23 protein-coding genes are annotated in these 25,526 nt (G+C 71.5%); 11 read left to right on the top strand and 12 right to left on the bottom strand.

Features of this window, described 5'->3' with window-relative positions; all coding sequences use genetic code 11:
- The first annotated feature begins 5 nt into the window (after nucleotides 1-5).
- The 6 genes from M4486_RS14580 to M4486_RS14555 all read left to right on the top strand — a co-directional run bounded on the left by M4486_RS14580 (nucleotide 6) and on the right by M4486_RS14555 (nucleotide 7,798).
- On the top strand, nucleotides 6-866 hold the full coding sequence (locus M4486_RS14580) for a carbohydrate ABC transporter permease (RefSeq protein WP_249477953.1): 861 nt from the start codon (nucleotides 6-8) through the stop codon (nucleotides 864-866).
- A 98-nt stretch (nucleotides 867-964) separates the two neighbouring features.
- Nucleotides 965-1,786, top strand: a complete 822-nt coding sequence (locus M4486_RS14575) for a ThuA domain-containing protein (RefSeq protein WP_249477952.1) — start codon at nucleotides 965-967, stop codon at nucleotides 1,784-1,786.
- Nucleotides 1,786-2,925 carry a Gfo/Idh/MocA family protein gene (locus M4486_RS14570; protein WP_249477951.1) on the top strand — a complete coding sequence of 380 codons (1,140 nt, stop codon included), beginning with the start codon at nucleotides 1,786-1,788 and terminating at the stop codon, nucleotides 2,923-2,925. The genes M4486_RS14575 and M4486_RS14570 overlap by 1 nt, the downstream gene beginning before the upstream one ends.
- A 24-nt stretch (nucleotides 2,926-2,949) precedes the next feature.
- Entirely contained in the window at nucleotides 2,950-4,008 is a 1,059-nt protein-coding gene (locus M4486_RS14565; protein ID WP_249477950.1) for a LacI family DNA-binding transcriptional regulator, read from the top strand.
- A gap of 65 nt (nucleotides 4,009-4,073) precedes the next feature.
- On the top strand, nucleotides 4,074-5,939 hold the full coding sequence (locus M4486_RS14560) for an ABC transporter transmembrane domain-containing protein (RefSeq protein ID WP_249477949.1): 1,866 nt from the start codon (nucleotides 4,074-4,076) through the stop codon (nucleotides 5,937-5,939).
- Nucleotides 5,936-7,798 carry an ABC transporter ATP-binding protein gene (locus M4486_RS14555; RefSeq protein WP_249477948.1) on the top strand — a complete coding sequence of 621 codons (1,863 nt, stop codon included), beginning with the start codon at nucleotides 5,936-5,938 and terminating at the stop codon, nucleotides 7,796-7,798. Before M4486_RS14560 ends, M4486_RS14555 begins: the two co-directional genes overlap by 4 nt.
- Nucleotides 7,799-8,041: 243 nt before the next feature.
- Here M4486_RS14555 and M4486_RS14550 read toward each other — a convergent pair whose 3' ends face one another.
- Nucleotides 8,042-9,130 (bottom strand): Gfo/Idh/MocA family protein, encoded by a 1,089-nt coding sequence (locus tag M4486_RS14550; protein WP_249477947.1) that lies wholly within the window; start codon nucleotides 9,128-9,130, stop codon nucleotides 8,042-8,044.
- Nucleotides 9,124-10,113, bottom strand: coding sequence for a Gfo/Idh/MocA family protein (locus M4486_RS14545; protein WP_249477946.1), 990 nt, complete (start codon nucleotides 10,111-10,113; stop codon nucleotides 9,124-9,126). The genes M4486_RS14550 and M4486_RS14545 overlap by 7 nt, the downstream gene beginning before the upstream one ends.
- 169 nt (nucleotides 10,114-10,282) lie before the next feature.
- Between M4486_RS14545 and M4486_RS14540 the strand changes: the two genes are divergently transcribed.
- Nucleotides 10,283-11,431, top strand: coding sequence for a pirin family protein (locus M4486_RS14540; RefSeq protein ID WP_249477945.1), 1,149 nt, complete (start codon nucleotides 10,283-10,285; stop codon nucleotides 11,429-11,431).
- Nucleotides 11,428-11,895 carry a GNAT family N-acetyltransferase gene (locus tag M4486_RS14535; protein WP_249477944.1) on the top strand — a complete coding sequence of 156 codons (468 nt, stop codon included), beginning with the start codon at nucleotides 11,428-11,430 and terminating at the stop codon, nucleotides 11,893-11,895. The genes M4486_RS14540 and M4486_RS14535 overlap by 4 nt, the downstream gene beginning before the upstream one ends.
- Nucleotides 11,896-11,908: 13 nt before the next feature.
- Here the strand turns inward: M4486_RS14535 and dld are convergent, their stop codons facing one another.
- Together dld and M4486_RS14525 are read right to left on the bottom strand one after the other, a co-directional pair.
- Nucleotides 11,909-13,651 (bottom strand): D-lactate dehydrogenase, encoded by a 1,743-nt coding sequence (gene dld, locus M4486_RS14530; RefSeq protein ID WP_249477943.1) that lies wholly within the window; start codon nucleotides 13,649-13,651, stop codon nucleotides 11,909-11,911.
- A gap of 136 nt (nucleotides 13,652-13,787) precedes the next feature.
- On the bottom strand, nucleotides 13,788-14,159 hold the full coding sequence (locus tag M4486_RS14525) for an MmcQ/YjbR family DNA-binding protein (protein ID WP_249477942.1): 372 nt from the start codon (nucleotides 14,157-14,159) through the stop codon (nucleotides 13,788-13,790).
- Nucleotides 14,160-14,372: 213 nt separating this feature from the next.
- On the opposite strand from M4486_RS14525, the gene M4486_RS14520 reads away from it, so the two are divergent.
- Complete coding sequence (locus M4486_RS14520) at nucleotides 14,373-14,684, top strand: putative quinol monooxygenase (RefSeq protein WP_228356834.1); 312 nt, start codon at nucleotides 14,373-14,375, stop codon at nucleotides 14,682-14,684.
- Between the two features lie 277 nt (nucleotides 14,685-14,961).
- Here M4486_RS14520 and M4486_RS14515 read toward each other — a convergent pair whose 3' ends face one another.
- Together M4486_RS14515 and M4486_RS14510 are read right to left on the bottom strand one after the other, a co-directional pair.
- A complete protein-coding gene (locus tag M4486_RS14515; protein ID WP_249477941.1) occupies nucleotides 14,962-16,101 on the bottom strand; it encodes a PQQ-dependent sugar dehydrogenase in 1,140 nt (379 codons plus the stop codon).
- Nucleotides 16,102-16,117: 16 nt separating this feature from the next.
- Entirely contained in the window at nucleotides 16,118-16,624 is a 507-nt protein-coding gene (locus M4486_RS14510; protein WP_249477940.1) for an NUDIX domain-containing protein, read from the bottom strand.
- Between the two features lie 165 nt (nucleotides 16,625-16,789).
- Between M4486_RS14510 and M4486_RS14505 the strand changes: the two genes are divergently transcribed.
- Nucleotides 16,790-17,221, top strand: coding sequence for an acyl-CoA thioesterase (locus tag M4486_RS14505; protein WP_249477939.1), 432 nt, complete (start codon nucleotides 16,790-16,792; stop codon nucleotides 17,219-17,221).
- A gap of 78 nt (nucleotides 17,222-17,299) precedes the next feature.
- Nucleotides 17,300-18,295: an HD domain-containing protein gene (locus tag M4486_RS14500; protein WP_249477938.1), complete on the top strand. Its 996-nt coding sequence runs from the start codon at nucleotides 17,300-17,302 to the stop codon at nucleotides 18,293-18,295.
- A 157-nt stretch (nucleotides 18,296-18,452) separates the two neighbouring features.
- On the opposite strand, the gene M4486_RS14495 is transcribed toward M4486_RS14500, so the two are convergent.
- The 6 genes from M4486_RS14495 to M4486_RS14470 form a co-directional block, all read right to left on the bottom strand.
- On the bottom strand, nucleotides 18,453-19,463 hold the full coding sequence (locus tag M4486_RS14495; RefSeq protein WP_249477937.1) for a Gfo/Idh/MocA family protein: 1,011 nt from the start codon (nucleotides 19,461-19,463) through the stop codon (nucleotides 18,453-18,455).
- Between the two features lie 102 nt (nucleotides 19,464-19,565).
- Nucleotides 19,566-20,543 carry a Gfo/Idh/MocA family protein gene (locus M4486_RS14490; protein WP_249477936.1) on the bottom strand — a complete coding sequence of 326 codons (978 nt, stop codon included), beginning with the start codon at nucleotides 20,541-20,543 and terminating at the stop codon, nucleotides 19,566-19,568.
- A gap of 132 nt (nucleotides 20,544-20,675) precedes the next feature.
- Nucleotides 20,676-22,061, bottom strand: coding sequence for an extracellular solute-binding protein (locus M4486_RS14485; RefSeq protein WP_249477935.1), 1,386 nt, complete (start codon nucleotides 22,059-22,061; stop codon nucleotides 20,676-20,678).
- Nucleotides 22,062-22,199: 138 nt separating this feature from the next.
- Nucleotides 22,200-23,576, bottom strand: a complete 1,377-nt coding sequence (locus M4486_RS14480) for an extracellular solute-binding protein (RefSeq protein WP_239205478.1) — start codon at nucleotides 23,574-23,576, stop codon at nucleotides 22,200-22,202.
- Entirely contained in the window at nucleotides 23,573-24,493 is a 921-nt protein-coding gene (locus M4486_RS14475; RefSeq protein ID WP_239205476.1) for a carbohydrate ABC transporter permease, read from the bottom strand. The genes M4486_RS14480 and M4486_RS14475 overlap by 4 nt, the downstream gene beginning before the upstream one ends.
- On the bottom strand, nucleotides 24,493-25,488 hold the full coding sequence (locus M4486_RS14470; protein WP_239205474.1) for a carbohydrate ABC transporter permease: 996 nt from the start codon (nucleotides 25,486-25,488) through the stop codon (nucleotides 24,493-24,495). The genes M4486_RS14475 and M4486_RS14470 overlap by 1 nt, the downstream gene beginning before the upstream one ends.
- Nucleotides 25,489-25,526 lie beyond the last annotated feature (38 nt).

Below are 25,526 nucleotides of genomic sequence, written 5' to 3'. Positions count from 1 at the left end.
CCGCCATGACCGCTTCCACCGCACCCCGCACCTCCCCCGCCCCGGCGCGACGAGGCGCCCGCGCCCCGCGCGGCCTGGTCCACACCGGCATCGGCATCGTGCTCGTCGCGATCATGCTGTTCCCCGTCTACTGGATGGTGAACGCCTCGCTCGCCCCGCAGGGCAACAGCCTGAACACGGGCCTGCTGCCCCTGCATCCCGATGTCGGCGGGTACGCCCGCGCGTTCGCCGACCAGGGCCAGAACCTGCTGACCTCGCTCGTGGTGGCCGTGGGCGCGGCGATCCTCTCGCTGGTCATCGCCGCCCCGTGCGCCTACGCGCTCGCCCAGTTCCGCATCCGCGGCACCGCGGTGCTCGTGTTCCTGGTGCTGATCAGCCAGATGATCCCGGGCATCGTGATCGCGAACGCCCTCTACACGGCGTACACGCCGCTGGGCCTGATCAACTCGGTCCCCGGGCTGATCCTGGCCGATGCGACCCAGGGGATCCCCTTCTCGATCCTCATCATGCGCGCCTACCTCGAGACGTTCCCGACCTCGATCGTCGAGGCCGCGCGCGTGGACGGCTGCGGCCACCTGCGCGCCTTCGTCTCGATCGTCCTGCCGGTGAGCCGGAACTCGCTGATCACCGCGGGGATCTTCTCGTTCCTCTTCGCGTGGAGCGACTTCCTGATGGCGTTGACGCTGACCACCGGCGAGACCATCCGCCCGGTCACCCTGGGGCTCTACACGTACATCGGCACCAACGACACCGACTGGAGCGCCGTGATGGCCACGGCCGTGATGTCCTCCGTCCCCGCCGTGGTGCTGATGATCGCGGCCCAGAAGTACATCGCCGCGGGCGCCACCGGAGGCGCCGTGAAGTGACCCCACCGCGCCCCGCGCCCCGCTCCGCAGCTCCCAGCTCCACAGCGCCCGCCGCCCCGCACCCCGCATCGCCACGACCCCACCCCGAGAGGACTCCGATGACCACCACCGCCCCCGCTTCCCCGACGACCGCCCGCCCGCTGCGCGTGACCGTCTGGGGCGAGAACCGCCACGAGCAGCGCGACGCCCGTGTGCGCGAGAACTACCCCGAGGGCATGCACGCCGCCATCCGCGACGCCGTCGCCGAGAACCTCGGCGGGTCCGTGACCACCCGGATCGCCCTGCTGGACGATCCCGAGCACGGGCTCAGCGAGGAGGTGCTCGCCGAGACCGACGTGCTCACCTGGTGGGGCCACATGGCGCACGACGAGGTCAGCGACGAGGTCGCCGAGCGGGTCCAGCGCCACGTGCTCGCCGGCATGGGCCTCGTCGTGCTGCACTCCGGGCACTGGTCCAAGCCGTTCACGCGCCTGATGGGCACGACCTGCACCCTGCGCTGGCGCAACGAGCGCGACCGCGAGCTGGTGTGGACCGTGAACCCCTCGCACCCGATCGCCGCCGGCGTCCCGCACCCGATCGTCATCGACGAGCAGGAGATGTACGGCGAGCACTTCGACATCCCCGTGCCCGACGAGCTCGTGTTCGTCTCCTCCTTCAGCGGGGGCGAGGTGTTCCGCTCCGGCTGCTGCTTCCGTCGCGGCAAGGGCAAGATCTTCTACTTCTCCCCCGGCGACCAGGACTACCCGGTCTACCAGCACCCCCATGTGCGCCGGGTGATCGCCAACGGCGTGGACTGGGCGCGGCCCGCGACGGCGGACCGCGAGGTGCCCTTCCTGGACCGCTACCCCACCGACTGGTTCCTCACCGGCGACGGCGGCCAGGGCGTGGGCGACGCCGAGGCGGCGGGGAAGGGCGCGTGATGGCGCAGACGGGTCCCGGAGCGCGCGGCGCGGGCGGGCTGCCCGTGGTCGTCGTCGGCGCCGGCGGGATGGGCCGGGCGTGGATCTCCACCGTCCTGCGCTCGCGCGATGCGCGCCTGGCGGGCGTGGCGGACGTGATCGACGGGGCGGCGGCCGGCGCCGTCGCGGACCTCGTGCCGGCCGGCGAGCGCGATGCGGTCCGCACCGGCACAGACGCCCTCGAGGTCGCCCGTGCGGCCGGGGCGCGCGCGATCATCGACGTGACGATCCCCGCCGCCCACCACGCCGTGACGGCGGATGCGCTGCATGCCGGGTACCCGGTGCTCGGCGAGAAGCCGTGCGCGGCGACCCTCGCGCAGGCGCTCTCGCTCGCCGGGCACGCCGAGTCCACGGGCAGGCTGTTCATGATCTCCCAGTCGCGCCGCCACAACCCGCACCTGCGGGAGGCCGCCCGGCTCGCCGGCGAGCTGGGCGGCGCGGGCATCGTCGCCACCCGCTTCTCTCGCGCTCCGCGCTTCGGGGGCTTCCGCGAGGAGATGGCGCAGCCGCTGATCGTGGACATGGCCATCCACGCCTTCGACGCGGCCCGCGTGCTCGTCGCCGGCACCCCCGAGTCCGTCACCGCGGTGTCCTGGAACCCCGCGTGGAGCTGGTACGACGGTGACGCGGCGGCATCGGTCACGATCCGCTTCGACTCCGGCGCGGTGCACACCTACGAGGGCTCGTGGTGCTCGCCGGGGCGCGAGACCAGCTGGAACGGCGAGTGGTCGCTCAGCTGCCCGCACGGCACCGTCGCCTGGGACGGCGAGAACCCTCCGTCGGCCACGCGGGAGGATGGTCGTGAGGTCGCCGGCCGCGCCCCGGCGGCCGACGCCCTGTGGGAGCTCGACTCCTCGCTCGCCGCGTTCTGCGCGGCGCTGCGCGAGGGCACGACGCCCGAGTCGGAGGTGCACGAGAACGTCTGGACCCAGGCGATCGTCGAGGCGGCCGTCCGCTCCGCCGAGGACGGCCGCACCGTGGATCTCGCCGAGATCATGGACGAGGCGCTCACGGCGGCGCGGGAGCTGGATCGCTCCGACGGCCGCAGCAGCGCACTGGAGTCGTGGAAGACTGGGAGCGCAGGTGGCGGAGTCGTGTGAGGCATGAGCGGAGGGGGTGTGCCGGTGAGGAGGAGCGCGCCGACGAGCCAGGACGTCGCACGCCTGGCGGGCGTCTCCCAGAGCACCGTCAGCTACGTGCTCACCGGCTCCCGCCCGATCTCCGCCGCCACGCGCCGACGGGTCGAGGAGGCCATCGAGAAGCTCGGCTACCACCCGAACTCCGGGGCCCGCGCCCTGCGCTCGCGCCGCAGCGGGGTGATCGGGCTGATGGTGCCCGAGGCCTTTGGCAACGATGCGGTGCTGATGCGCTTCGTGGGTGCTATCGCCCGGGAGGCGCAGCGCTTCGGCTACGACATCCTGCTGGTCACCGCGCAGGAGGGCGCGCGCGGCATCCACCGCGTGGTGCGCACGGGCGTGTGCGAGGCGCTGATCCTCATGGAGCTCGGCCGGCACGACGAGCGCGTGGCGGCCGTGATCGAGGCCGGTCTGCCGTTCGTGCTGATCGGCAAACCGGTGGGCTTCCCCAACGGCAGCGTGGTGGACCTGGACTTCGAGCGCCTGGGCCGGATGGTCGTGGACCGCGCGGCCGACGAGGGCTGCGAGCGCCTGCTGCTGTTCGGCGAGCCCGGCCACCGCCGCCATCGCAACGACGTCTCCCGCTTCCTGCTCGGCATCGAGGAGCAGGCGCAGGGCAGGGGCCTCGAGGTCGTCCTCGACGCGGGCGACCTCCCGGACGTCCCCGCCCGCGCCCGCGAGCTCGCGCGCGGAGGCAGGCGCACGGCCGTGTTCGGCCTCAACGGCGTCACCGAGGTGCTCTTCGCGACCGCGGCGAGCGGCGCGCTCGCGGACCCGGAGCTGCTGCCCCTCGCGCTCACCGACGAGGACCTCGCGGCCATCAGTCCTCTGCTCGCACGGATCCCCCGGATCGATCCGCGACGCGTGGAGATCAGCGAGCTCGCGGTGCGCGAGCTCGTCCGCCTGCTGCGCGAGGACGGCGCCTCCCCGCGCGTGACGCTCGTGGAGCCGGAGTGGGTGGATCCGGATCGGGCGGGGCAGGAGCGGCCAGGGCAGGAGCGGCCGGGGCAGGACGGCGGCGAGCACGGCTCGACCCCCACGGGTTAGGCTGACCTCAGCCCCTCGCCCCGGGCCCCTCCCCACCCGCCCTTTTCCTGGAAGCCCGAGGCACGATGCCTGCCACGCGCACACGTGACGTCCCCGCGCACGCCGCCGCTCCGCCGCCCGTCGACACCTGGACGGACCCGCTCGAGCGGAAGGCGCGGCGCGGCGCGAGGCCCTCGGCCGGGTCCGCCGGCGAAGCCGCCGTCGGCCCCGGAGGCGCCGACGGGACCGATGCCACCGCGGGACCTCGGCCCGCATCCCGCCCCGCCCCGCCGCGCACCGCGTGGGCGCTCATCCGCCGTGCCCTGCGCCGGCACCTGGGCGCGGTGATCCCCGGCTTCCTGCTGATGGCGCTGTGGCAGACGTGCGAGGCGATCGTGCCGATCGCGATCGGCGTGATCGTGGACCGTGCGGTGGTGCCGATGGACCGCCTCGCGCTGCTGATCTCGATGCTCGGCCTGCTCGCGCTGTTCGCGGTGCTGTCCTTCTCCTACCGCTTCGGCTCCCGGTGCATGCACTTCTCGCTGCTGCGGGAGGCGCACGCCCTGCGGGTGGAGGTGGCCCGCCACGCCCTGCTCACGCGCGGCGCGCTCAGCGGCAGGCGTCCGGGCGAGGTCCTCTCCCTCTCCACGGCCGACGCGGACGTCGCCGCCACGATCTTCCGCCAGCTCGCCGTCGGCGGATCGGCCGTGGTGGGGCTCGCGGGCGCCTCGCTGTACCTGCTGTGGACGGACATGCTGGTGGGACTCGTGGTGATCGTCGGCGTGCCGCTCACGCTGCTCGCGATCGCGGGCCCCTCGAGGCTCATCTCCCGCAGCAGCGGCGTGCAGCAGGCGGCGATCGCCGAGGCCAGCGCCGCCGCCGGGGACACCATGGGCGGGCTGCGCATCCTCAAGGCCATCGGCGGCGAGCGCTGGGCGTCGGCCCGCTACCACGGCACCTCGCGCGAGGCCGCCCGCGCGGGAGTGCGCACCGCCGACCTCTCCGGGCGCGTCACAGGCCTGGGCACGCTCGCGGTCGCGATCATCCTCGCCGGGGTCCTGCTCCTCGCCGGATGGCGCGTGACCAGCGGCGATCTGAGCGTCGGCCAGCTGGTCTCCATCGTCGGCGTCGCCGCCTTCTTCTCCGAGCCCGTGCAGGCGCTCACCATGACCGTCGCCGTCTTCGCGCGCTCCCACGGCGCGGCCCAGCGCCTCGCCGACTACCTCTCCACCGGTGAGGTCGAGGCCGTCGGCGCCCCCGCACCCACCAGCTCGGCCCTCGAGATCCGCAGGCTCCCGCTCGATGCGGCCAATGCGGAGGCTCCGCGCACCCTCGACCTCGCGGTCCCACCGGCCGGCCTCGTGGTCATCGACGCCGCGCAGCCCGGCGTCGCGACGCGCCTCGCCGACGCCCTGGCCGGGCACGACGGCGCGGGCCATGTCCTGCTGGGCGGAGCGGACCGCACCCGCGCGCCCCGACCCATCGCCCCGCGCATGGTGCTCTCGCCGCACGCGGCCGACCTGTTCGAGGGCACCATCCGCTCCAACATCACCCTCACCCACGACATCGACGAGGCCTCCTCGGCGATCGCACCGGAGATCTCCCCCGCCGTGCTCGCCGCCTCGGCGACCGACGAGGTGCTCGAGGCCGTCGGCACGGGCCTGGACCACGAGGTCCGCGAGGCCGGCAGCAACCTGTCCGGCGGTCAGCGCCAGCGCATCGCCCTCGCCCGCGCCCTCCACGCCGACCCGGACGTGCTCGTGCTCGAGGACCCCACGAGCGCCGTCGACTCGGTGACCGAATGGACTATCGCCCGCGGCGTCCAGGCGCTGCGCGCCGAGCGCGCAACCCTCGTGCTCACCGCCTCCCCCGCCTTCCGCGCCCTCGCCGACCTGGTCGTCGAGATCCCCGAGAACGCAGAGCCGACACTGGTCAGGAGCGTGCAGCGATGACGACCAGCACCGCCCCGGCGGCCGCCACGCCGCTCCTGCCCACCGCTCCGCCGCGCCGCATCCTCGCCGAGATCCGACCGATGCTCACGCGGCGACCGCTGCTGCTGCTCGCGATCGTGGCCGCCGGCGTCGTCTCCGCGGTCTGCGGGCTGGTGGGCCCCTGGATCGTCGGCGACCTGGTCGACGAGCTCACCGCAGACCCGACGATGCGGCCGGTCGTCACCGGCGCGATCTGGGTGCTCGGCGCCGGGATCGTCGGGGGCCTTGCCACATGGCTCGGGCGCTGGTGGACCTCCGCGCTCGCCGAGCCGGCGGTCGCCTCGCTGCGCGAGGACGTCATGGACGCCGCGCTGTCCGTGGACTCGGCGGTCGTCGAGAGCGGCGGCCGCGGTGACCTGGTCTCCCGCGTCGCCGAGGACTCCCGCGTGGTCACCGATGCTGCCTCGCTGATCCTGCCGATGTTCCTGCAGTCGCTGTTCGTGGTGGTCGTCTCCGCGGCCGGCATGACCGCGGTGGACTGGCGCCTGGGCGTCGCGGGCCTGGTCGCAGTGCCGATGTACTGGCTGACGCTGCGCTGGTACCTGCCGCGGTCGGGACCGATCTACGCGCAGGAGCGGATCGCCTTCGGGGTGCGCTCGCAGCGGATGCTCGGCGGGATCGGCGGCGCCGCGACCCTGCGCGCCTTCGAGGCCGAGCGCACCGAGCTGGACCGGATCGATGCCGCCTCCTCCCGCGCCCGCGACCTCTCGATCCACGTGTTCCGCTTCCTCACCCGGGCGTTCTCGCGCAACAACCGCGCCGAGGCCGTGACCCTCGTGGTCCTGCTGGTCGTGGGGTTCTTCCTCGTCGAGTCGGGCGGCCTCAGCGCGGGCGGCGTCGCCACCGCGGCGCTGCTGTTCCATCGCCTGTTCAACCCGATCGGCGCTCTCGTGGGCATGTTCGACGAGATCCAGTCCGCCGGAGCCTCACTCGCCCGCATGGTCGGCGTCATCGACCTCCCGGCCGACGGTGTCCGCGAGAGCCTGCTCGGCGCCGAGGGCGAGGACGCGGTCGCGGGTCGGCGGACCGGGGACGGGGCCACGCAGGCCGAGGTCGCGACCCCGCCAGTCGAGGGCGAGCGGGCCGACGGCCCCGCGCCCCTCGTGCTCGAGGGCATCGCCCACGCCTACGATCCCGAGCGCATGGTGCTCGCCGACGTCGACCTCACTATCGCCCCCGGCGAGGTGGTCGCGGTGGTCGGCGCGACCGGCGCGGGCAAGTCCACGCTCGCCCAGATCGCGGCGGGCATCGTCCCGCCCAGCACCGGCAGCGTGCGCCTCGGGAAGGACCACGTGCGGGCGCTCCCCGCCCGTGAGCTGCGGCGACGGGTTGCGATGATCAGCCAGGAGGTGCACGTCTTCCACGGCACGGTCGCGCAGAACGTGCGCCTTCCGCGTCCCGAGGCCGACGACACCCAGGTCGAGCGCGCCCTCGCGCACGTGGGGGCACTCGAGTGGGCGGCGGCGCTGCCGGAGGGGCTGGCGACCCTGGTCGGCGAGGGTGCGCACCGCCTGACGGCGATGCAGGAGCAGATACTCGCGCTCGCCCGCATCGTGCTCGCGGCCCCCGACTTCGTGGTGCTCGACGAGGCGACCGCGGAGGCCGGCTCCTCCGGAGCCCGGTCGCTCGAGTCGGCCGCCGAAGCCGTGCTCGCAGGCCGCGGCGGGCTCGTCGTCGCCCACCGCCTGTCGCAGGCCGTGGCGGCGGACCGGGTGGTGGTCATGGAGCAGGGACGGATCGCCGAGATCGGCCGCCACGAGGAGCTGGCCGTCGGCGACGGGCTGTACGCGCGACTGTGGGAGGCGTGGACGGCGCGCTGATCGGTCGCGGGGCATGCCCTGGGCGGGCCCGAGCTGCGATCAGCACCGGCACGCCCGACGCCGATGTCGCGGACGGGCCCGTGGTGAGGAGCCGTGGCGATATCGCCACGGCTCCTCAGCATCGGCCCGTCCGCGACAGGACCTTCGGGGAGAGAACCTCCGGGAGAGAACGCGACGGGCGAACCGATCGGGCGCGGGATCGGAGGTCGGACAGAGGTCGGACAGAGACCGGTCAGCGGTCGGTCAGCGGTCGGCGAGCGCGACCGGCTGACCGGTGCGCACCGATTCCTGCGCTGCGGCGACGATCTTCACGGTCCGCAGGCCGGCCTCGCCGCTCGGTTCGACGTCGCTGCCGTTCCCCTGGCGCACGGCGTCGAGGAACGCATCGAGCATGAGCTCGTCGAGGTTCGCGCCGTACGGCAGCCACTGGTCGAATCCGCCCACGTGCTGCGAGAAGGGGTCGACGGCGAGCTGCCCCTGGGTGCCGACGGCCTGGATGGTGACGCCTCCCCAGGTGGGGGCGTCGGCCGGCTGCGACCAGGAGCAGTCGATGGTCGCGACCAGCCCGTCGGGGTAGGTGAGGGTGACGAGTCCGCCGGTCTCGGCGCCGTCCCCGGCGCGATCGGCGAAGAGGATCCGGTTGGTGACGGCGTGCACGGTCTCCGGCTCCCCGAACACGGAGTCGAGGATCTGGGCGATGTGCACGGTGTGGTCCACGAGCGCGCCGCCGCCGGACAGCTCGACGTCGGTGAACCAGTCGCGGCCCGTGGGCAGTTTGCCGTTGTTGGTGCCGGTCACGCCGACGACCTCGCCGATGCTGCCGCGCGTGACCGCCTCGCGCAGGGATGCGATCTGCGGGGCGAAGTGCACGGGGAAGGCGGTCATGAGCAGCACTCCCGCCTCGCGGCAGGCCTCGACCATCTGCTCGGCGTCGGCGACGGTGGTCGCCAGCGGCTTCTCGCACAGCACGTGCGCGCCGCGTCGCGCGGCCTCGAGGACGAGATCGCGGTGGTGGGCGTTCGCGCTGGTGACGACGACGGCGTCCGGCCCGTGCGTGTCGCCGCGCCCGTCGGACCCGCCCGACCCATCCAGTCCGTCGGACCAGGCGTCGAGCGCCTCCTCGTGGCTGCCGACGATCCGCGAGCGCTCGGAGACGTGCACGTCGCCGAAGCCGTCGGGGTCGGAGACGACGAGGTCGACGTCCTCGCGGGCATCCAGCAGGGACACGTAGCCCGCGGCGTGGGTGTGGGCGCAGCTGAGCAGGGCGATGCGCAGGGGGCGGTCCGCCGCGTGCTCGGGCCGGTCGGCCACCTGGTCGTCCGCGGTCAGCATGCGATCCTCCGTCCGGTCGCGATGGATTCGAGGGCGGCGAGCGCGACCTCGACCGCCGTGACGCCGTCGGCCCCGCTCACGCGCGGGGCGGAGCCGGTCTCGAGGGTCGCGACGGCGTCGCAGATCTCGAGCGCGTAGGGGCTGGCCATGCCGGAGACGTCGGGCAGGTAGTCGCCGCCGGAGCTGCGGCGGGCGGTGGCGACCTCGTCCCAGGAGACGCCGTCGCCGCTCGCCGAGTCGTACTCGAGGCGGCCGCCGTCCCCCGCGAGGGAGAACGTGTAGCGGAAGACGGTCCCGGGTGCGCCCCAGAGCCCGCGGCAGTGGCTGATCGCGCCGCCCTCGTGGGTGAGGACAACGTGGGCGGTGCGCAGGGAGCCGTCCTCGCCGCGCCGGTTCTGCTGGGCGAACACGCTGGTCACGGGGCCGGCCATCCAGATGGCCTGGTCGAGATCGTGGATCATCTGGTCCATGACGATGCCGCCCGAGCGGGACTCGTCGGCGAACCAGGGCTGCCTCGGCATCGCGCCGGTGCGCTCGAAGCGCAGCACGGCCGGTGTGCCGATCGCACCGCGCTCGATCGCTTGCTTCGCCGCCGCGTACTGCGGGAAGAAGCGGACCACGTGCGCGGGGAACAGGAGGCGCCCGGCGCGCTCGGCGTGCTCGACCAGGTCGCGGGCGTCCTCCGCGCGCAGCGCGAGCGGCTTCTCGCAGACCACGTCGCGCCCGGCATCGAGCGCCTGGTGGACGATCCCGGGGTGACTGGGGGTGGGGGTGCAGACGTCGACGACGTCGACCGCGGCGAGCAGCTCGTCGAGGTCGTCGTGGAGGATCGCGCCGAACTGCTCGGCGAAGTCCTCGGCGCCCTCGAGGCTGAAAGCGTGCAGTTCGGCGCCGGCATCGATCCAGCCGGGGGCGTGCGCGCGGGAGATCCCGCCGGTGCCGATGATGCCGGCGCGCAGGTGGCCGGCGGGTGGGGCAGTCATCTCGCTCCTCGGAGGGGTCGTCGCGGAGGGTGCCGTGGCTCACTCGGCTGGTCCTCGAATCTACCGTCGGGCCCGACGACCGGCAACACGACCCGCAGCCCGTCCGACTGCCGGGCACGGATGCCCGCGCATAGGCTGGACCTGCGCCGGCGCGCAGAGGGAGGCGACGATGTCGACGACGGAGAAGCATCCGCGCGAGCTGCTGTGCTCGGCCGCCCCGGGCACGGATCGGACCGCCCGGTCCGTGCGGGGTGACCCCGGAGGCGCCCCGCGCCCGAGCGTGCTCACCCCGCGCGACGTGCCGCTGGGCGGGCCGCGCGCGATGACCGTGCGCCGCACCCTGCCGCAGCGCGCCCGCTCGCTCATCGGCCCCTGGTGCTTCGTCGACCACTTCGGCCCTGACGACGTCGCCGCGACCGGTGGCATGGCCGTCCCGCGTCACCCGCACACGGGCCTCGCGACGGTGACGCTGCTGTTCGAGGGGCAGATCGACCACATCGACTCCACGGGATTCGCGAACACGGTGCGCCCGGGCGAGGTGAACCTGATGATCGCGGGCCGCGGCGTCTCCCACTCGGAGTTCTCGACCGCGAGCACCACCGTGCTGCACGGCGTGCAGCTCTGGTACGCGCTGCCCGATGCCGAGCGGAGCGGCCCACCCGCCTCCCAGCACCACGTGGCCCCGCTCGTCGACGTCGGGGGCGCGGCGGTGCGCACCTATCTCGGGCAGCTCGCCGAAGGCCCCGCCTCCCCCATCGTCACCCGCACTCCGGCCCTGGCCGTCGAGATCCTGCTCCCGGCAGGCGCTCACCTCGAGCTCGCCCTGGATCCGACCTTCGAGCACGGCCTGCTCGTGGACACGGGCGCGGCGCGCGTGGGCGCCGACGCGGGTGCGGGAGGCGGCGCGGGCGCAGGCGGCGATGCCGTCGTCGACCTCCCTGCCGACCACCTCGCGCACGTCGAGGTCGGCGCCGACGCGCTGAGCATCGACGCCGGTCCGGAGCCGACGCGTCTGATCCTCCTCGGCGGGCCGCCCTTCGCCGAGGAGATCGTCATGTGGTGGAACTTCGTGGGCCGCAGCCACGAGGAGATCGCCGCATTCCGTGCGCAGTGGCAGCGCGAGATCGGTGGGGACGACGACGACGCGGCGCCCGAGGCGGCGGGACCGGCGGCGAGCCCGTCGGACATCCACCGCTTCGGACCGTTCCCCGAGCGCACGCCCGCTCCCCTGCCGGCGCCCACGCTCCCCAACGCACGCATCACAGCCCGCCGCCGGCCCCGCAGGTCCGCAGACCCCCACGAAGGAGATCCCCGATGAGCGAGAGCCCGACCCCCGCGACGCCCGGTGCGCCGGAGCCCGATGGCGCGCACCACGGCGCACCGGACGAGGCCGCGCCGGACACGACCGCGCACGACACCGTCGCACCCGAGGCGGAGGCCGACGGGACACCCGATCGCGCCTTCATCCGCGACAACCCCGAGAAAAGGCGGTTCGACGTCTTCGTCGGCGAGCACCACGCCGGCTTCTCGAAGTACCGCGACGTCGACGGCGCCGACGCCCCGCAGCGCATCTTCTTCCACACCGTCGTCTTCGACGAGTACGAGGGCCGGGGGCTCGCCTCGACGCTCACCCGCACGGCCCTCGAGCAGACGGTGCGCGAGGGGCGGCGGATCGTGCCCGTGTGCCCGTACGTGACGCGCTGGGTCGAGCACCACGAGGAGGCGGCACCGCACGTCGACGCGGTGCGCCCCGAGCACCTGGCCGCGATCGAGCAGGCGTGAGCGGCGCGGGACGTCAGCCCCGGGCGGGGGCCGGCTCCCAGTCCCTGTGCGACGTGGTCTCGCCGACGCCGGCGTTGAACATGTTGCGCGGGTCCATCTCGCGGAAGTGCTCGACCATCGGCTCGGGCGCGGGGTAGATGCGCCCGTAGTTGTGCTCGGCGGGGACGGCGGCGCCGCGGTCCTCGAGCAGCGTCCTCATGCGCTTCTTGAGGGCGACGGGGTCCACGCCCGCCTTCGCCACGTGGTCCTGGTGCATCACGTGGCAGAAGAAGTGTCCGAAGTAGACGCTCTCCAGCAGCTGGTCGGCGATCTCCGCGGGGAGCACCTCGAGCCAGTCCTCGTCGTCCCGGCGCAGCGCGACGTCGAAGGTGACCATGGCCGACGCCTCCTCGCGGTGCATCGTGAAGTACCGGCCGGCGGCGCTGGCCACGCCGAAACGGATGAGGGTGGCGCTCTGGGCCTCGTCGGCGTCGCATTCGAAGAACTCGCCCTCGTGGTCGGGCGCGGCGAAGAAGTCGGCGAGCAGGCGCTGCGTGGCCTCGCGCTCGCTGCCGCTGACGACGAGCAGCAGGTGATGCTCGAAGCGGTCGCGGAAGTCGAGCAGGCGCTTCGGGAGCTTCTCGGGGATCAGGCCGAAGAGCTTCTGGGAGATCTCGTCGGCGACCGAGGGTCCGAAGCCGGGGAGCTTCTCGAAGACTCCGTTCGCCCAGCTCTTGAGGGCGAACATGCGCACCAGGGTGCGGCTGCCGGCGTGCTTGAGGGAGACGTAGGTGTCCTTGCCGTACTCGGCGGCGAGGTCGAAGGCGTGGGAGCTCATGTACTCCCCGGAGATCGGCAGCGGTCCGTCGGCGGCGAGGAAGGCGCGGCGCAGCGCCTCCAGGTCGGAGGGCCGGTCGGTGCCGATGTAGAAGGTCGCCTTGTCCTTCTCGAGCGGGAACGTGCGGGTGCGCACCGCGAACACCATGAGCTTGCCGGCGCAGCCCGAGGCCTCGAACAGGAACTTCGGGTTCGCGTTGTACCGGGCGGGGGTGTCGGCGATCTCGCGCACGTGCTCGGCGTAGTCGGTGCCGGTCGAGTCCTCCGGCGGAGGGGTCACGTCGGCCGGGTCCCAGTCGCCGCGCTGCACCTTGTCGAGGATGTGCGTGGGGTCGGTGCCGAGGTCGATGCCCAGGTGGTTGACCAGGTGGATCGTGCCGTCCTCGTCGACCCGGGCGAACAGCGCGTGCTCGGTGAACGCGGGGCCCTTGCGGATCTGGCTGCCGCCGGAGTTGTTCGCGATCCCGCCGACGACGGACGCGCCGATGGAGCTCGAGCCGATCACCGAGTGCGGCTCGCGTCCGTGCTCGGCGAGGGTCTCCTCGAGCTCGAAGAGGGTGGCGCCGGCCAGGCAGATCGCCTCGCGCGCGTCGTTGATGAGATGGATCTGGTCGATGCGCAGCGTCGAGATGATGACGATGTCGCGGTCGTAGTCCTGGTCGCCGGGGCCGGAGCCTCCGGTCAGGCCGGTGTTGGCCGCCTGGGTGATGACGATGAGGTCGTGGTCGACGCACACCTGCAGGGCGCGCCACATGTCCACGAGGGAGCCCGGGCGCAGCACGGCCAGGACGTCGCCGGAGCCGAAGCGGTCGCCGGTGGCGTAGGGGGCGGTCGCGCGCTTCGAGGTGAGCACGTGCGAGGGCCCCATGATCTGGGCGAAGGCGTCGAGGGCCTGCGCGGATCCGGCGCTCGTGGATCCCTGGTTCCGCCGTGTGCTCATGTCCGGATGCTCCATCGCTGTCGGGGATGATGTGCGGCCGCGGGGCCATTGGCCAGCGTAGCCATCCAACGACGGACGGCCGGGGATGGCGAGGGCCGTTCTCGGAACGCGAGAGACAGGAGAGGCGTGGACCGCTTCACTCCCCCGGGTGCAGGGACTGCGGGGCCCGGGCGTCCCACGCGTCCTCGAGCACTTCGCGCAGGTCGTCGTCCTCGACGGTCTCCAGGCGGACCAGCACGCTCGGGTGGTCGCGGTAGTGGTCGGTGGTGAAGAAGCGGTCGGGCCGGGCGGCGATGAGGGCCTCGCGCTCGCCGACGTCATGGCACCCGGCCACGAGGATCTCCGCGCCGGGGCCGACGAGCCGGTCCACGATCTCGGCGCGGCGCGCCCCGCGGACGGTCGCGAACACCTTCCCGCCCACGCGGAAGGCCGGGGAGCCGTACGAGGTCGACTCCTCGACCCGGGGCAGAGCGGTCGCGAGGCGACGGACGTCGTCAAGGGTGCTCATCGTGCTCTCCTCCGACGGGAGCGGACCGTGTTCTCGGCGGCCTGCAGGACCGGGCGGCTCTGCTCGGTGCGATCTGGCGCGAGTGGTCCGCCCAGCGGTTCTCCCAGCATCGCACGGTCCACATCCTGGGGTGCGCTCGTTGCCGCTGAGCTGGATTGATACGTTCGAGCCACCGGCGGTAGGCCGCCGGACCGACGCGAAGGAGCTGTCCCGATGACCGTCATCGTCACCGCCGTGTTCTACCCCCAGGCCGGGAAGAAGCAGGAGCTCGTGCAGGCCATGCAGCGAGGCATCGCCGCCGTCCACGAGGAGCCCGGCTGCGAGCTCTACTCGATCCACGACGCCGAGGACGGCACCATCACCATGATCGAGAAGTGGACGACCGTCCAGGACCTCGACACCCATGGCGCGGGCGAGGCCGTCGGCATCCTCAACGGGGACATCGCCGACCTGATCGAGAAGCCCACCCTGGTCACCCGCATGACTCCGCTGCCCTCCGGCACCGAGGCGCAGGGCGCGATCTGACGGATCGGACCGGGCCTGCGGGCGAAGCCGAGCCTGAGATCTGGCCGCCCGCCGGCCCGAGCACTTCGACCGCACGGTGTCGACAGACCCTGTGCACCACGCGTAGCCATAGGTCCGGTCGCGTGCTCTATTCGTCGCGACCCGACGTATGACGACGCGAAGGGCACGCCTCCGCCGGAGACCGCCGGCCGGGAGTGTCCCGACTCATCCCGAACCGCGCCCTTGCGCGTCGGGCCGGGCCCCTCCACCCTCGGCCACTCCGCGAGAGCCTGGCTCGTCATCCCGCGCTCACCCGCAGCAGGCGGTCGTCGCCGTCGGAGGGCGAGCCGCGGCCGTCGGTGTTGTTCGTGAGCACCCACAGGGAGCCGTCGGGGGCGATGACGGCGTCGCGCAGCCGGCCGTGGGCACCGACCAGTCGCGGCGTCGAGGCCGCGAGGTCGTCCAGCGGGACGTCGATGAGGCGCTCGCCGCGCAGGGCGGCGATGTGGATCGTGCCGTGGGAGATCGCGAGGCCGCTCGGGCTCGCGTCCGCGGGGTGCCACTGCTGCCGCGGGTCGACGAGGCCGTCCTCGTGGGCGATGCCCTCTGCCCTCGGCCACCCGTAGTTCTTCCCGGCCTCGATGACGTTGAGCTCGTCCCAGGTGTCCTGCCCGAACTCGCTCGCGTACATCGTGCCGTCCTCGTCCCAGGCGATGCCCTGCGGGTTGCGGTGCCCGAAGCTGAACACGGGCGAGTCCGGGAAGGGGTTGTCGGCGGGCACGGAACCGTCGGGCTCGAGGCGCAGGATCTTCCCGGCGAGCGCGTCGACGTCCTGCGCGGCGTCCCTGTCCCCCGCGTCGCCGGCCGTCGCATAGAGCTTGCCGTCGGGTCCGAAGGCGAGGCGCCCGCCGTTGTGGTTCGCGGCCGACGGGATCCCGTCGAGCAGGGTCGTCGCCTCGCCGAGGCCCAGCGAGCCGGGGTCGCCCGTGATCTCGAAGCGCTGGATCCGGTTGCCGTCCGCGGAGGTGGAGTGCGCGAACAGCGCCCCGTCGCGCACGGCGATGCCCAGCAGCCCCGCCTCGCCCTGCGGGGTGACGCCGGGGATCGTCGCGACGGTGCGCAGGGAACCGTCCGGCTTCCGCTCGAGGAGTCGGGCGCTGTCGCGCTCGGTGATCAGCGGGGCCTCGTAGTGGAACGCGATGGACCAGGGCGCCTCGAGGCCCTCGGCGAGGACCTCGACATCCCCGGTGCGCGGCGTCGACGTTCCCCCGCCGTCGGAGGTCCGGTCCCCGGCCTCGCTCCCCCGCGGCGACGTCCCTGTATCGGTGCAGGCGGCAAGGCCTCCGAGCGTGACGAGGGCGAGCGTCGCGGCGGTGCGGCGGGTCGGCCGCCCTCCGCCGTCGTCGCTCTCATGGTGCGTGTGATCGGTGCCGGGCATGCCGCCTCCTCGCGGTTCAGCGTCCTGCCACGATCATCCCCGTGATCCAGTCCGGATGCACCCCGCCCCTGAGCTGTTCGAGCGCGTCGCCCGGGCGCAGCCACACGGGCTCATAGGTGCCGTGGGTCCCGGCGTCCCGTCCCGTCTCGGGCCATCCCAGGCGCAGCGGGAGCCGGCGGCGGGCGCGAGCGAGGAAGATCCACTGCTGGTCCTTGACGATGACGCTGCTGGTCATGAGGTCCAGGTTCTCGCCCTGCAGTCCGGTCTCCTCGGTGAGTTCGCACAGCGCGCCGGCCAGCGGATCGGCGTCGATGGATTCGAGGCCCCCGCCGGGGAGCACGGCGTAGGGCTCGCGGCCGGGACGAGTGCGGAGGATCGCCACGATCGCCGAGTCGTCGGGCGAGAGGACGAGCATCCGCGCCCTCGCGGGAGCCGGTTCCGGGGGCGTCGCAGCGCGCCGGATCGCGACGTCGGGGTCCCAGAACAGGCGCTCGGCCCCATGCCTGCCGTCCTCGCTGACCATGCGCTCGATCCTGCCATCCGGCGAGCGGCCCGTCCCGGAGCGCCACCACTTCCCGGGGCGTCACCATCTCCCGGTGACGTCACCACGTGCTCACGTCACCGCCCAGTACCGCCTGCGCCACACCGGTTTCCCGCGGCCGGGCGGCGCTCCCTAAAATGTCCAGACATGGAGAGCTCCTCGTCCGAACCGGTCATGTCCTTCCGCACCCGCAAGTGGGTGCGGCCCGAGGACCTCAACGCCAACGCCACCCTCTTCGGCGGCAGCCTGCTGCGCTGGATCGACGAGGAGGCGGCCGTCTACGCGATCATCCAGCTGGGCCACCAGCGCGTCGTCACGAAATATATGTCGGAGATCGTGTTCGTCTCCTCGGCCCGCGAGGGCGACATCGTCGAGATCGGCCTGGTCGCGACGAAGTTCGGGCGCACATCACTGACGATGCGCGCGGAGGCGCGGAACCTGTTCACCCAGCAGAGCATCCTCACGATCGACGAGCTCGTGTTCGTCAACGTCGACGCGGACGGGCGACCGGCACCGCACGGCTACACGGAGATCACCTACGACCGCGATCGGGTGCCCCGAGGCGATCTGCAGCGGTGAGGTGCTCGGCTGCGCGAGACTGACGAGCCACAGCCGTCGGCCGGCGGCCGACGGCAACGACCATCGAATGGAGACGCCGTGCGCGGGATCGACGCCGACACCCTGGGGCTGGATGGGCGCTGGTTCGATCCCGTCTGGCGCCTCGAGGTCGAGCTGACCCCGCTGGAGCTCGAGCTGCTGGACACCTGGTGGGTGCGGCGTCTGGCCTTCGTCGCCCACGCCGGCATCGCCTCGTTCACCACCACCCAGAGCTATTCGCGCATCGAGCACTCCCTGGGGGTCCTCGCTCTGACCGCGCACTTCGCGCCGGAGGATCACGCGGCTCGTGCGACGGCGCTCCTGCACGACATCGGGCACCTGCCCTTCAGCCACACCCTCGAGGGGCTGAGTGGGCTCGACCATCACACGATCGGCCGCGCGCGGATCGCCGAGCTCGATCCGATGCTGCGGCGGCACGACCTGGACGCCGAGGAGATCATCGCGATCGACGAGGGCGTGCGGCCCTCTCCCCTGACCAACGCCGCCGGCGCCCTCAAACTCGACCACCTCGACTCGTTCCTGCGCAGCGGCCAGGTGCACGGACGCACCACCACGCCCCCGCGCGAGATGCTCGAGCGGATGCGACTGGTCGACGGCGCCGTGGATACCGACGCGGAGACCGCCGGCGAACTCGTGGTTCTCATCGTCGCGGAGGCCCGCCACCAGCGCGCGCCCTCCAACGTCGTCCCGATCGCCGTGCTGAAGCACCTGGTCACGACCGCTCTCGATGCCGGGGCGTCGTTCGATGCGGCGGACCTGATGCAGATGACAGACGGCGAGCTCTGGGCGGCGCTCCTCGCCGACCCCGCCACGCGTGAGGAGACGCGGGAGCTGCGGGCGCACCCGCGTCGATGGCGGGTCGAGGCCGCGCCAACGGACGCGGCTGCCGGCGGATCGGACGCGGACGCGCTGCATGTGCACATCCGCCGCGGTTACCTCGCGCTGCCCACCGTCGGCGGGACGATGATCACCGACCCGCGGGTCACCGCCCTCGAGGACGCGCTGCCGCTGCACGTGCGCGTCGTGCGCGCCTGAGGAGCGTCGCGCGCACCTGGGCAGACGCGCCTCCGCCGGAGAGCCGTCCACCGGGATGCATAGGGAGGTCGGGTGACGCGCTCTCTGCGACGTCACCCGACCCCCCGCTGACTCGCCATACGGCGTACGAGGCGCCTGAGATCAGGCGGGCATCACCTCAGGCGCTCATGACCTCCGCGGCGGCGCCGGTGCGGGCGCTCTCGTAGGCGGCGAGGATGATGCCGAGCACGGCGATGCCCTCCTCCTCGGTGTTGAGCGGACGCTTTCCGGTCTCCAGGCAGGTCACGAAGTCGGCGATCTCCGCGGCGAAGGTGTCGATGGGCTCTGCGGCGTACACCTGCTCCTCGTCCTCCGCGCGCAGCTTCACGCGCAGGGTCGAGCCGTCGGAGCTCAGCGAGCCCTTCTCGCCGACCACGGAGAAGCGGTCGGTGCCGGGGGCCGCCTGGTAGGCCCAGGAGGTGACGAGCTGGCCCACGCTGCCGTTGTCGAAGCGCACCAGGACCTGCGCGGAGTCCTCGCCCTCCATGAACTTCAGGCGGTGGGTCGACATCATCGAGAAGACCTGCTTCGGACGACCGCCCGAGAGGTGCATGAGCAGGTAGGTCGGGTGGTAGCCGGTGTCGATGTACTCGCCGCCGCCGCTGGTGGCGGTGTGGGCGCGCCATCCCATGTTCTCCGGGTCGAAGTCGTTGAAGAACGAGTCGGTGGTGCGCACCTCGTAGACGTCGCCCAGGGCACCGGAGTCGATGACCTCCTTGGCCTTGGCGACGGCCGGCATGAACAGCTGGTTGTGCGCGCACATGAGGGTGACTCCGGCGGCGTCGACGGCCGCGCGGACCTCGGCGGCCTCCTCGGCGGTGAGGCACAGGGGCTTCTCGCACAGGATGTGCTTGCCGGCGTTCGCCGCCGCGACGATCGCGGGCTTGTGCAGGTGGTGCGGCAGGCAGATGTCGACGGCGTCGACGTCGGGGTCCTGCACGAGCTCGGTGAAGTCCGAGTAGCCCTTGGCGCCGATCTCCTCGGTGCGCAGGGCGAGGGTCTCGGGGTTCGCGTCGGCGATCGCGACCACGCGCGCGCGGTCCGGGATCGTGGAGTAGCCCTTGAGGTGGGCGTTGGCGATGCCGCCGCCGCCGATGAGGCCGATGCGGACGGGAAGGGTGACGGTCATGGGGGTGCTCCTTCGTGAGCGGATGTCAGGGGTATGTCAGGGGTGGGGTGGGGCGGGCCCTGCAGCGGGTGCAGGGTTCGGCGGACCGTGCCTGCTGCCCGATCAGATCCCGGCGTCGGCGTTCGCGGCGACGACCAGGGCGGTGAGGGCGCGGGCACGGGCGAGGTTCTCGAGCGTGGGCTCGCCGGTGCGGATCGCCTGGACCCACTGCCAGAACGGCGCATCGATGTCGCTGGGGACCTCGACCTCGGTGGTGCCCTCACGGGTGGTCAGCAGCATCTTCTCGCCGCCGAAGCCGTAGAGCAGCGAGCCCTCGGTGCCATGGACCTCGATGGTGAAGCCGCTGGCAGGGGTCACGAAGCCGGTCTCGATGACGCCGATGGCGCCGTCGGGCGTGGTGATCGTGACCGAGGCGTTGTCCTCGACGCCGCGCCCGGTGATGTCCGTATAGCTCGAGCGGACGCTCGAGACGTCCTCCCCCAGGATCAGCTGGGTGAGGTAGACGGGGTGGGCGGCGAGGTCGGAGAACGCGCCGCCGATGGCCTCGGCCGGGTCGTAGAAGCGGGCGGGCAGCCAGTCGCGGGTCGATCCGTCGTGCGCGAGACGCACGCGCGCATAGGTGATGCGGCCGAGGGCTCCGTCCTCGAGGATCTTCCGCAGGGCCACGGTGTAGCCGTGGGAGAGCCGGGGCAGGGACACGGTGAGCGCCACGCCCGCTTCGCCTGCCGCGTCGATGAGGGCATCGCAGCCCTTGACGCTGGGCGAGAGCAGCTTCTCGGTGAACACGTGCTTGCCCGCGGCGATGACCTTGCCGAGGATCTCGTCGTGCACGGTGGTGGCGGTGGTGTTGGTGACGCCGTCGAGGTCCTCGCGGGCCAGCAGGGCGTCGAGATCGGCCTCGAAGGGCACGCCCAGGCGCTCGGCGAGCTCCTGGCCGCGCGCGGTGTCGTCGTCCCAGACGGCGACGAGCTCCGTGTCCGGATGCTCGATCGCCGCCCGACCGTACTCCTCGGCGTGCACGTGCCAGGCGGAGAGCACGGCGATGCGCAGGGGCGCTGCCGCGGTGGAGGGGGAGGTCATGGAGAAGATTCCTGCTTCCGTCTCGTGGGGTTGGTGCTTTCCTGACCGGCCGACGGGGCCGGGGGTCTGTGGTCCGGCCGAAGGGCCGGTGATCTGCGGTGCGGTTCGAAGAGTGCGGCCGACGGGCCGGGTTCACTTCTCCCCGTCGGGGATCTGCTGGGGTTTCCCATAGGTGTCGGGCATCGTGTAGTCGGGGAAGAGCTCCATCTTCGGTACGACCATCGCCTGGTTCTCGTCGATGGCCTGCTGGGGGGTCTTGGAGCCGATGGCGACTGCCGTCTTCGCGCGGTCGAGGGTGTCGGACGCGGCGGATCCGGCAGGGATCGGCGGGCGCGAGGTCGAGTTCGGCAACATCTGGCGGAACAGCTCGGCGTCGGGGTCGTACTTCTTCTCGGTGATCGCACGCAGATGCGTGGGCAGGCTGCCGAGCTTCGGGACCACGATCGACTGTCCGGCGAAGCCCGTGAAGTGCTTCATGAACTCCCAGGTGGTGCGGGACATGTTGGATCCCTTGGGCAGCACCAGCGAGAAGCCGCCGGACCAGGTGTACGTGGGGTCGCCGTCCTTCGCGACCGGCAGCCAGGTCCATTTCAGCGGCAGCTTCGGCGCGTACTTCTTGTTCCCGGAGATCTGCCAGGGCCCGCCCGTGGTGATCGCCAGATGCTCGCCGAAGACGGCGTTCTGGGTGGGCGGCGCGTTCGGCGGCTGATAGGTCGCGAAGAATGCGTCGACCCGGGAGTAGGGGAACTCCTCGGCCCAGTCCGCGTAGAGGTCGAACACGGACTTCCACTGCGGGGAGTCGAGCACCACCTGGCCGGTCGCGTTGTCGTAGACCTGCGCGTCCAGGCCGAACGCCCAGGTGTAGGGCATGCCCTGGTCGGCCCAGGGCGCGAATCCGAGGCGGTCGTAGTTCCCGCGGGAGTCCTGGTGGGTGATCTGCCGCGCGGCATCCCGCAGCTCGTCCCAGGTGAGGACGTGCTGCTCGGGGTCGAACATGTCGAGGTCGACTCCGGAATCCTTCAGCACGTTCTCGTTGAAGAGCAGCCCGCGGGCGTCCGTCGATGTCGGAAGTCCGTAGAGCTTCCCGTCGTAGGTCAGCTCGTCGACGGCGAACTGGATCCACTGGGACTTGAACTCCTCGGGCGAGACGTCCTCGAACTTCTCGATGAGGGTGTCCACGGGCTCGAGCAGACCGATGGAGGCGTTCTGCACCGCATTGAAGCGATCCATCCACCACACGTCCGGCGCGGTCCCGCCGCGCACCGCCGTGATGATCTGGCTCATGTCGGCCGCACCGCTGGAGGGCACCTGGTCGATGCTGACCTGCGCCCCTGCGCCGGCGTCGGTGGCCAGGAAGGCATCGCGCGCCGCTTCGTCCTTGTCCTTGTCCGCGGCGCCCATCCCCCAGTAGCGGACGGTGCGCGGGCCGCTCGGTCCGCTGCCCGCGCACGACGTCGCGCCCAGCCCTGCCGCGAGGACTGCGCCCGCACCGGTGAGGAGCTGTCGTCGGTCGAGCATCAGGCCTCCCTTCCGAAGGTGGTGCGAGTCCGAAGGCGGGGTGCATCCGTGACCGGGCGGGGCCGGGCATCGGGATGGCAGGGGAAAGAAGCGGGGCGCATCCCGGGCTGCGCTCGTCGGCCCGGGATGCGGCCCCGGTCAGCTGCCGGGGACGGGGCTCGGTTTGCCGTAGGTCTCGGGCATCTTGTAGTCGGGGAAGAGCTCCATCTTGGGCGCGATCATCTGCTGGTTGGACTCCACGGCCTGCTTCGGGGTCGAGGAGCCCAGGGCGACCGAGCTCTTGGTGCGCGTGAGCGTGTCCCACATGGCCGACCCCACCGGCAGCGGCGGGCGCGAGGTGGAGTTCGGGAGCATCGTGCGGAACAGCTCCGCCTTGGCGTTGTACTTCTTCTCCTGGATGGCCTTGATGCTCGTGGGCAGGTTCCCGAACTGGGGGACGACGATGCTCTGCCCCTCGAAGCCCGCATAGAACTTCATGAACTCCCAGAGGGTCTTCGTGATGTTGGCGCCCTTGGGGATGACCAGGCACTGCCCGCCCGACCAGGTGTAGGTGGGGTCCCCTTCCTTCGCGACCGGCAGATAGGTGAAGTCCAGGGGAAGGTCGGGGGCGTACTTCTCGTTGCCGCTGATCTGCCAGGGCCCCGACGTGTCCACGCCCAGGCGGCCGCTGAACATCGCCGTCTGCGTGGGCGGCGCGTTCGGCGGCTGGTAGGTCGCGAAGAAGGCGTCGACCGAGGCGTAGGGATACTGCTCGGCCCAGTCCGCATAGAGCTGGTACACCGACTCCCACTGCGGGGAATCGAGGGTGACGGTGGCGGTCTCGTTGTCGTAGGCCTGGGCGTCGAGCCCGAAGCCCCACGTGTATGGCCATCCCTCGGAGAGCCAGGGAGCGAAGCCGAAGCGCTTGTAGTTGCCGCGCTTGTCGATGTCCACGATCTTCTCGCAGGCCTCGCCGAGCTCGTCCCACGTGATGACGTGCTTCTTCCAGTCGAACAGATCGAGGTCGACCCCCGCATCCTTGAGGACGTCCTTGTTGTACAGGAGCCCGCGGGCGTCGGTCGTGGCCGGCAGCCCGTACAGCTGGTCGTCGTAGGTCAGCTCGTCGATGGCGAACTGGATCCACTGGGACTTGAACTCCTCGGGCGAGACGTCCTCGTACTTCTCGATGAGGCCGTCGATGGGCTCGAGCAGGCCGATCGAGGCGTTCTGCACCGCGTTGAAGCGGTCCATCCACCACACGTCGGGAGCTGTCCCGCCGCGCACCGCGGTGATGATCTGGCTCATGTCCGCGACGCCGCTCGACGGCACCTGGTCGACGTAGATCTCCGCGTTCTTGCCCGCGTCGGTCTTCTTGAAGGCGTCGATGACCTGGTTGTCCTTGTCGACGTCGGCCGCACCGAGGCCCCAGTAGCTGACCACGTTCGGCCCCGCGGCAGGTGCCGAGGCGCAGGCGCCCAGTCCGACGGCCGCACCGGCGGCCGTCGCTCCGGCCAGGAAGGATCGTCTGGAGATCACTTGAAGCCTCCGATCGTGATGCCGCGGATGAAGTACCGCTGGAAGATGAAGAACAGGAGCAGCAGCGGCAGGATCACCAGGAAGCTGGCGGCCATCAGCTGGTTGAAGGAGACGTCCTGCGCGTTGACGGATCGGAACGTCTGCAGACCGATCGAGAGCGTCTGGACCTTCTGGTCCTGCAGATAGATCAGAGGTCCCATGAAGTCGTTCCACGAGCCGACGGCCGAGAAAATCGCGACGGTGGTCAGCGCGGGCATCGCGGTGGGGAACGCGATCCTCCACAGGATCGTCCATTCGCTCGCGCCGTCCACCCGGGCGGCGTCGAGCATGGGCTGAGGGATCTGCTTGAGGAACTGTCTCAGCAGGAACACGTAGAACGCACTGCCGAACATGGCCGGCAATATCAACGGGAACAGCGTGTTCACCAGCCCCAGTCGGGCCCACATGTCGAACATGGGGATCAGGGTGACGGGGAACGGGAGGAACAGCGTCGCGATGACGACGTAGAAGAGCTTGTCACGGCCCGGCCAGTCGATGCACGCGAAGCCGTACGCGATGATGAAGTTCGAGATCACCGACAGCAGCACCACCGAGATGGTGATGATCGCGGAGTTCGCGAAGAACTGCAGGAACGGCATCGCGGTGACGGCCTTGACGAAGTTCCCGAACTCGACGTTGTGCGGGAACAGCGTGGGCGGGAACTTCGCGAGCTCCTGGTCGGATTTGAGCGCGGAGACGATCATCCAGTAGAGCGGCATCAGGAACAGGATGCTGAGGATGATCATCACGATGCGCGCGATGAGCGTCGAGTGCCAGGAGCGCTTGGTGCCGTCGGCACGGCGGTTGTACTGCTCGGCGTTGGCCTTCTTGCGCCCGGGGACGATGTTCTCCGGGGGTGTCTGGATCATGGTGCTCATCAGCCGGCCTCCACGTCGTAGTTCACGAACCGGCGCGACAGCCAGTAGACGAGCAGGGCCAGGGCCAGCCCCACGAGGAACAGGATCACCGCGAGTGCGGATGCGTATCCGAGCTCGGCGAAGCCGAAGGCGTTCTTGTAGAGGTACATCATGTAGAACAGCGCGCCCGCGTCGGGATCGCCCGTGCCGTTGGTGACGATGAATGCCTCGGTGAACACCTGCAGGGATCCCGAGATGCCGGTGATCAGGTTGAACAGCAGAACCGGGGAGAGCAGCGGGAACGTGATCGAGAAGAACTGGCGCAGGGGGCTGGCGCCGTCCACTCGGGCCGCCTCGTAGATCGTCTTCGGGATGTTGCGCAGACCGGCGAGGAAGATGAGGGCCGCGTTGCCCGCACCCAGCTGTGCCATCAGGATGATCGCGATCTTCACCCCGGTGGGATCACCCAGGAGGTTGACGTTCGCGCCCCCGAAGATCTTGAGGACCTGGTTGAACACGCCGAACTGGGGATTCAGGAACACGATGAAGATGAAGGACATCGCGAACGCCGGGATCAGCGAGGGCGCGTAGAAGATCGTCCTGTACCAGGCGACCTCGCGCACGTTCTGGTTCATCGCGATCGCGAGCGCCAGAGCGATGATCAGTCCCAGCGGAACGGCGATGATGGCGTAGAAGATCGTGTTCGACGCCGCCTTGCCCACCATCGGGTCGGTGAAGGCCGTGACGTAGTTCTGAACGCCCACCCACGTGGGCGCCTCCATCCCGGAGTACCGCGTGAAGCTCAGGGCGATCGAGTACGCGACCGGGTAGATGATGAAGATGACGACCCCGATGATCCAGGGGGAGATGAACAGCAGGCCGGTGCGGAGCTTTCGGCGCTGGCCCGCATTCATCCCGCGCTTGCGGCGTGCGGGAGGGGCGGGCGCCGCACTGCCCAAGGCGCCTGAGGCGCTCGCGGGGCCGGCCGGTGGGCCGACGGTGTCGGTGACACTCATCGTGGTTCCTTCCTCGGTCTCGGCGGGCCGTCTCCGGC

The organism is Brachybacterium kimchii (assembly GCF_023373525.1).
Classification (GTDB): Bacteria; Actinomycetota; Actinomycetes; order Actinomycetales; family Dermabacteraceae; genus Brachybacterium; species Brachybacterium kimchii.
The sequence above is the reverse complement of the archived record's forward strand: the minus strand, read 5'-3'. Positions and strand labels throughout refer to the sequence as shown.

What these genes read in the sequence shown, in the direction of transcription:
- M4486_RS14535 (WP_249477944.1), top strand. Translation starts at nt 11,428, where the DNA reads ATGAGCGAGAGCCCGACCCCCGCGACGCCCGGTGCGCCGGAGCCCGAT.
- M4486_RS14560 (WP_249477949.1), top strand. Translation starts at nt 4,074, where the DNA reads ATGCCTGCCACGCGCACACGTGACGTCCCCGCGCACGCCGCCGCTCCG.
- M4486_RS14495 (WP_249477937.1), bottom strand. Translation starts at nt 19,463, where the DNA reads ATGACCGTCACCCTTCCCGTCCGCATCGGCCTCATCGGCGGCGGCGGC.
- M4486_RS14520 (WP_228356834.1), top strand. Translation starts at nt 14,373, where the DNA reads ATGACCGTCATCGTCACCGCCGTGTTCTACCCCCAGGCCGGGAAGAAG.
- M4486_RS14515 (WP_249477941.1), bottom strand. Translation starts at nt 16,101, where the DNA reads ATGCCCGGCACCGATCACACGCACCATGAGAGCGACGACGGCGGAGGG.
- M4486_RS14555 (WP_249477948.1), top strand. Translation starts at nt 5,936, where the DNA reads ATGACGACCAGCACCGCCCCGGCGGCCGCCACGCCGCTCCTGCCCACC.
- M4486_RS14575 (WP_249477952.1), top strand. Translation starts at nt 965, where the DNA reads ATGACCACCACCGCCCCCGCTTCCCCGACGACCGCCCGCCCGCTGCGC.
- M4486_RS14510 (WP_249477940.1), bottom strand. Translation starts at nt 16,624, where the DNA reads ATGGTCAGCGAGGACGGCAGGCATGGGGCCGAGCGCCTGTTCTGGGAC.
- M4486_RS14545 (WP_249477946.1), bottom strand. Translation starts at nt 10,113, where the DNA reads ATGACTGCCCCACCCGCCGGCCACCTGCGCGCCGGCATCATCGGCACC.
- M4486_RS14470 (WP_239205474.1), bottom strand. Translation starts at nt 25,488, where the DNA reads ATGAGTGTCACCGACACCGTCGGCCCACCGGCCGGCCCCGCGAGCGCC.
- M4486_RS14505 (WP_249477939.1), top strand. Translation starts at nt 16,790, where the DNA reads ATGGAGAGCTCCTCGTCCGAACCGGTCATGTCCTTCCGCACCCGCAAG.
- M4486_RS14525 (WP_249477942.1), bottom strand. Translation starts at nt 14,159, where the DNA reads ATGAGCACCCTTGACGACGTCCGTCGCCTCGCGACCGCTCTGCCCCGG.
- M4486_RS14580 (WP_249477953.1), top strand. Translation starts at nt 6, where the DNA reads ATGACCGCTTCCACCGCACCCCGCACCTCCCCCGCCCCGGCGCGACGA.
- M4486_RS14490 (WP_249477936.1), bottom strand. Translation starts at nt 20,543, where the DNA reads ATGACCTCCCCCTCCACCGCGGCAGCGCCCCTGCGCATCGCCGTGCTC.
- M4486_RS14485 (WP_249477935.1), bottom strand. Translation starts at nt 22,061, where the DNA reads ATGCTCGACCGACGACAGCTCCTCACCGGTGCGGGCGCAGTCCTCGCG.
- dld (WP_249477943.1), bottom strand. Translation starts at nt 13,651, where the DNA reads ATGAGCACACGGCGGAACCAGGGATCCACGAGCGCCGGATCCGCGCAG.
- M4486_RS14540 (WP_249477945.1), top strand. Translation starts at nt 10,283, where the DNA reads ATGTCGACGACGGAGAAGCATCCGCGCGAGCTGCTGTGCTCGGCCGCC.
- M4486_RS14570 (WP_249477951.1), top strand. Translation starts at nt 1,786, where the DNA reads ATGGCGCAGACGGGTCCCGGAGCGCGCGGCGCGGGCGGGCTGCCCGTG.
- M4486_RS14550 (WP_249477947.1), bottom strand. Translation starts at nt 9,130, where the DNA reads ATGCTGACCGCGGACGACCAGGTGGCCGACCGGCCCGAGCACGCGGCG.
- M4486_RS14475 (WP_239205476.1), bottom strand. Translation starts at nt 24,493, where the DNA reads ATGAGCACCATGATCCAGACACCCCCGGAGAACATCGTCCCCGGGCGC.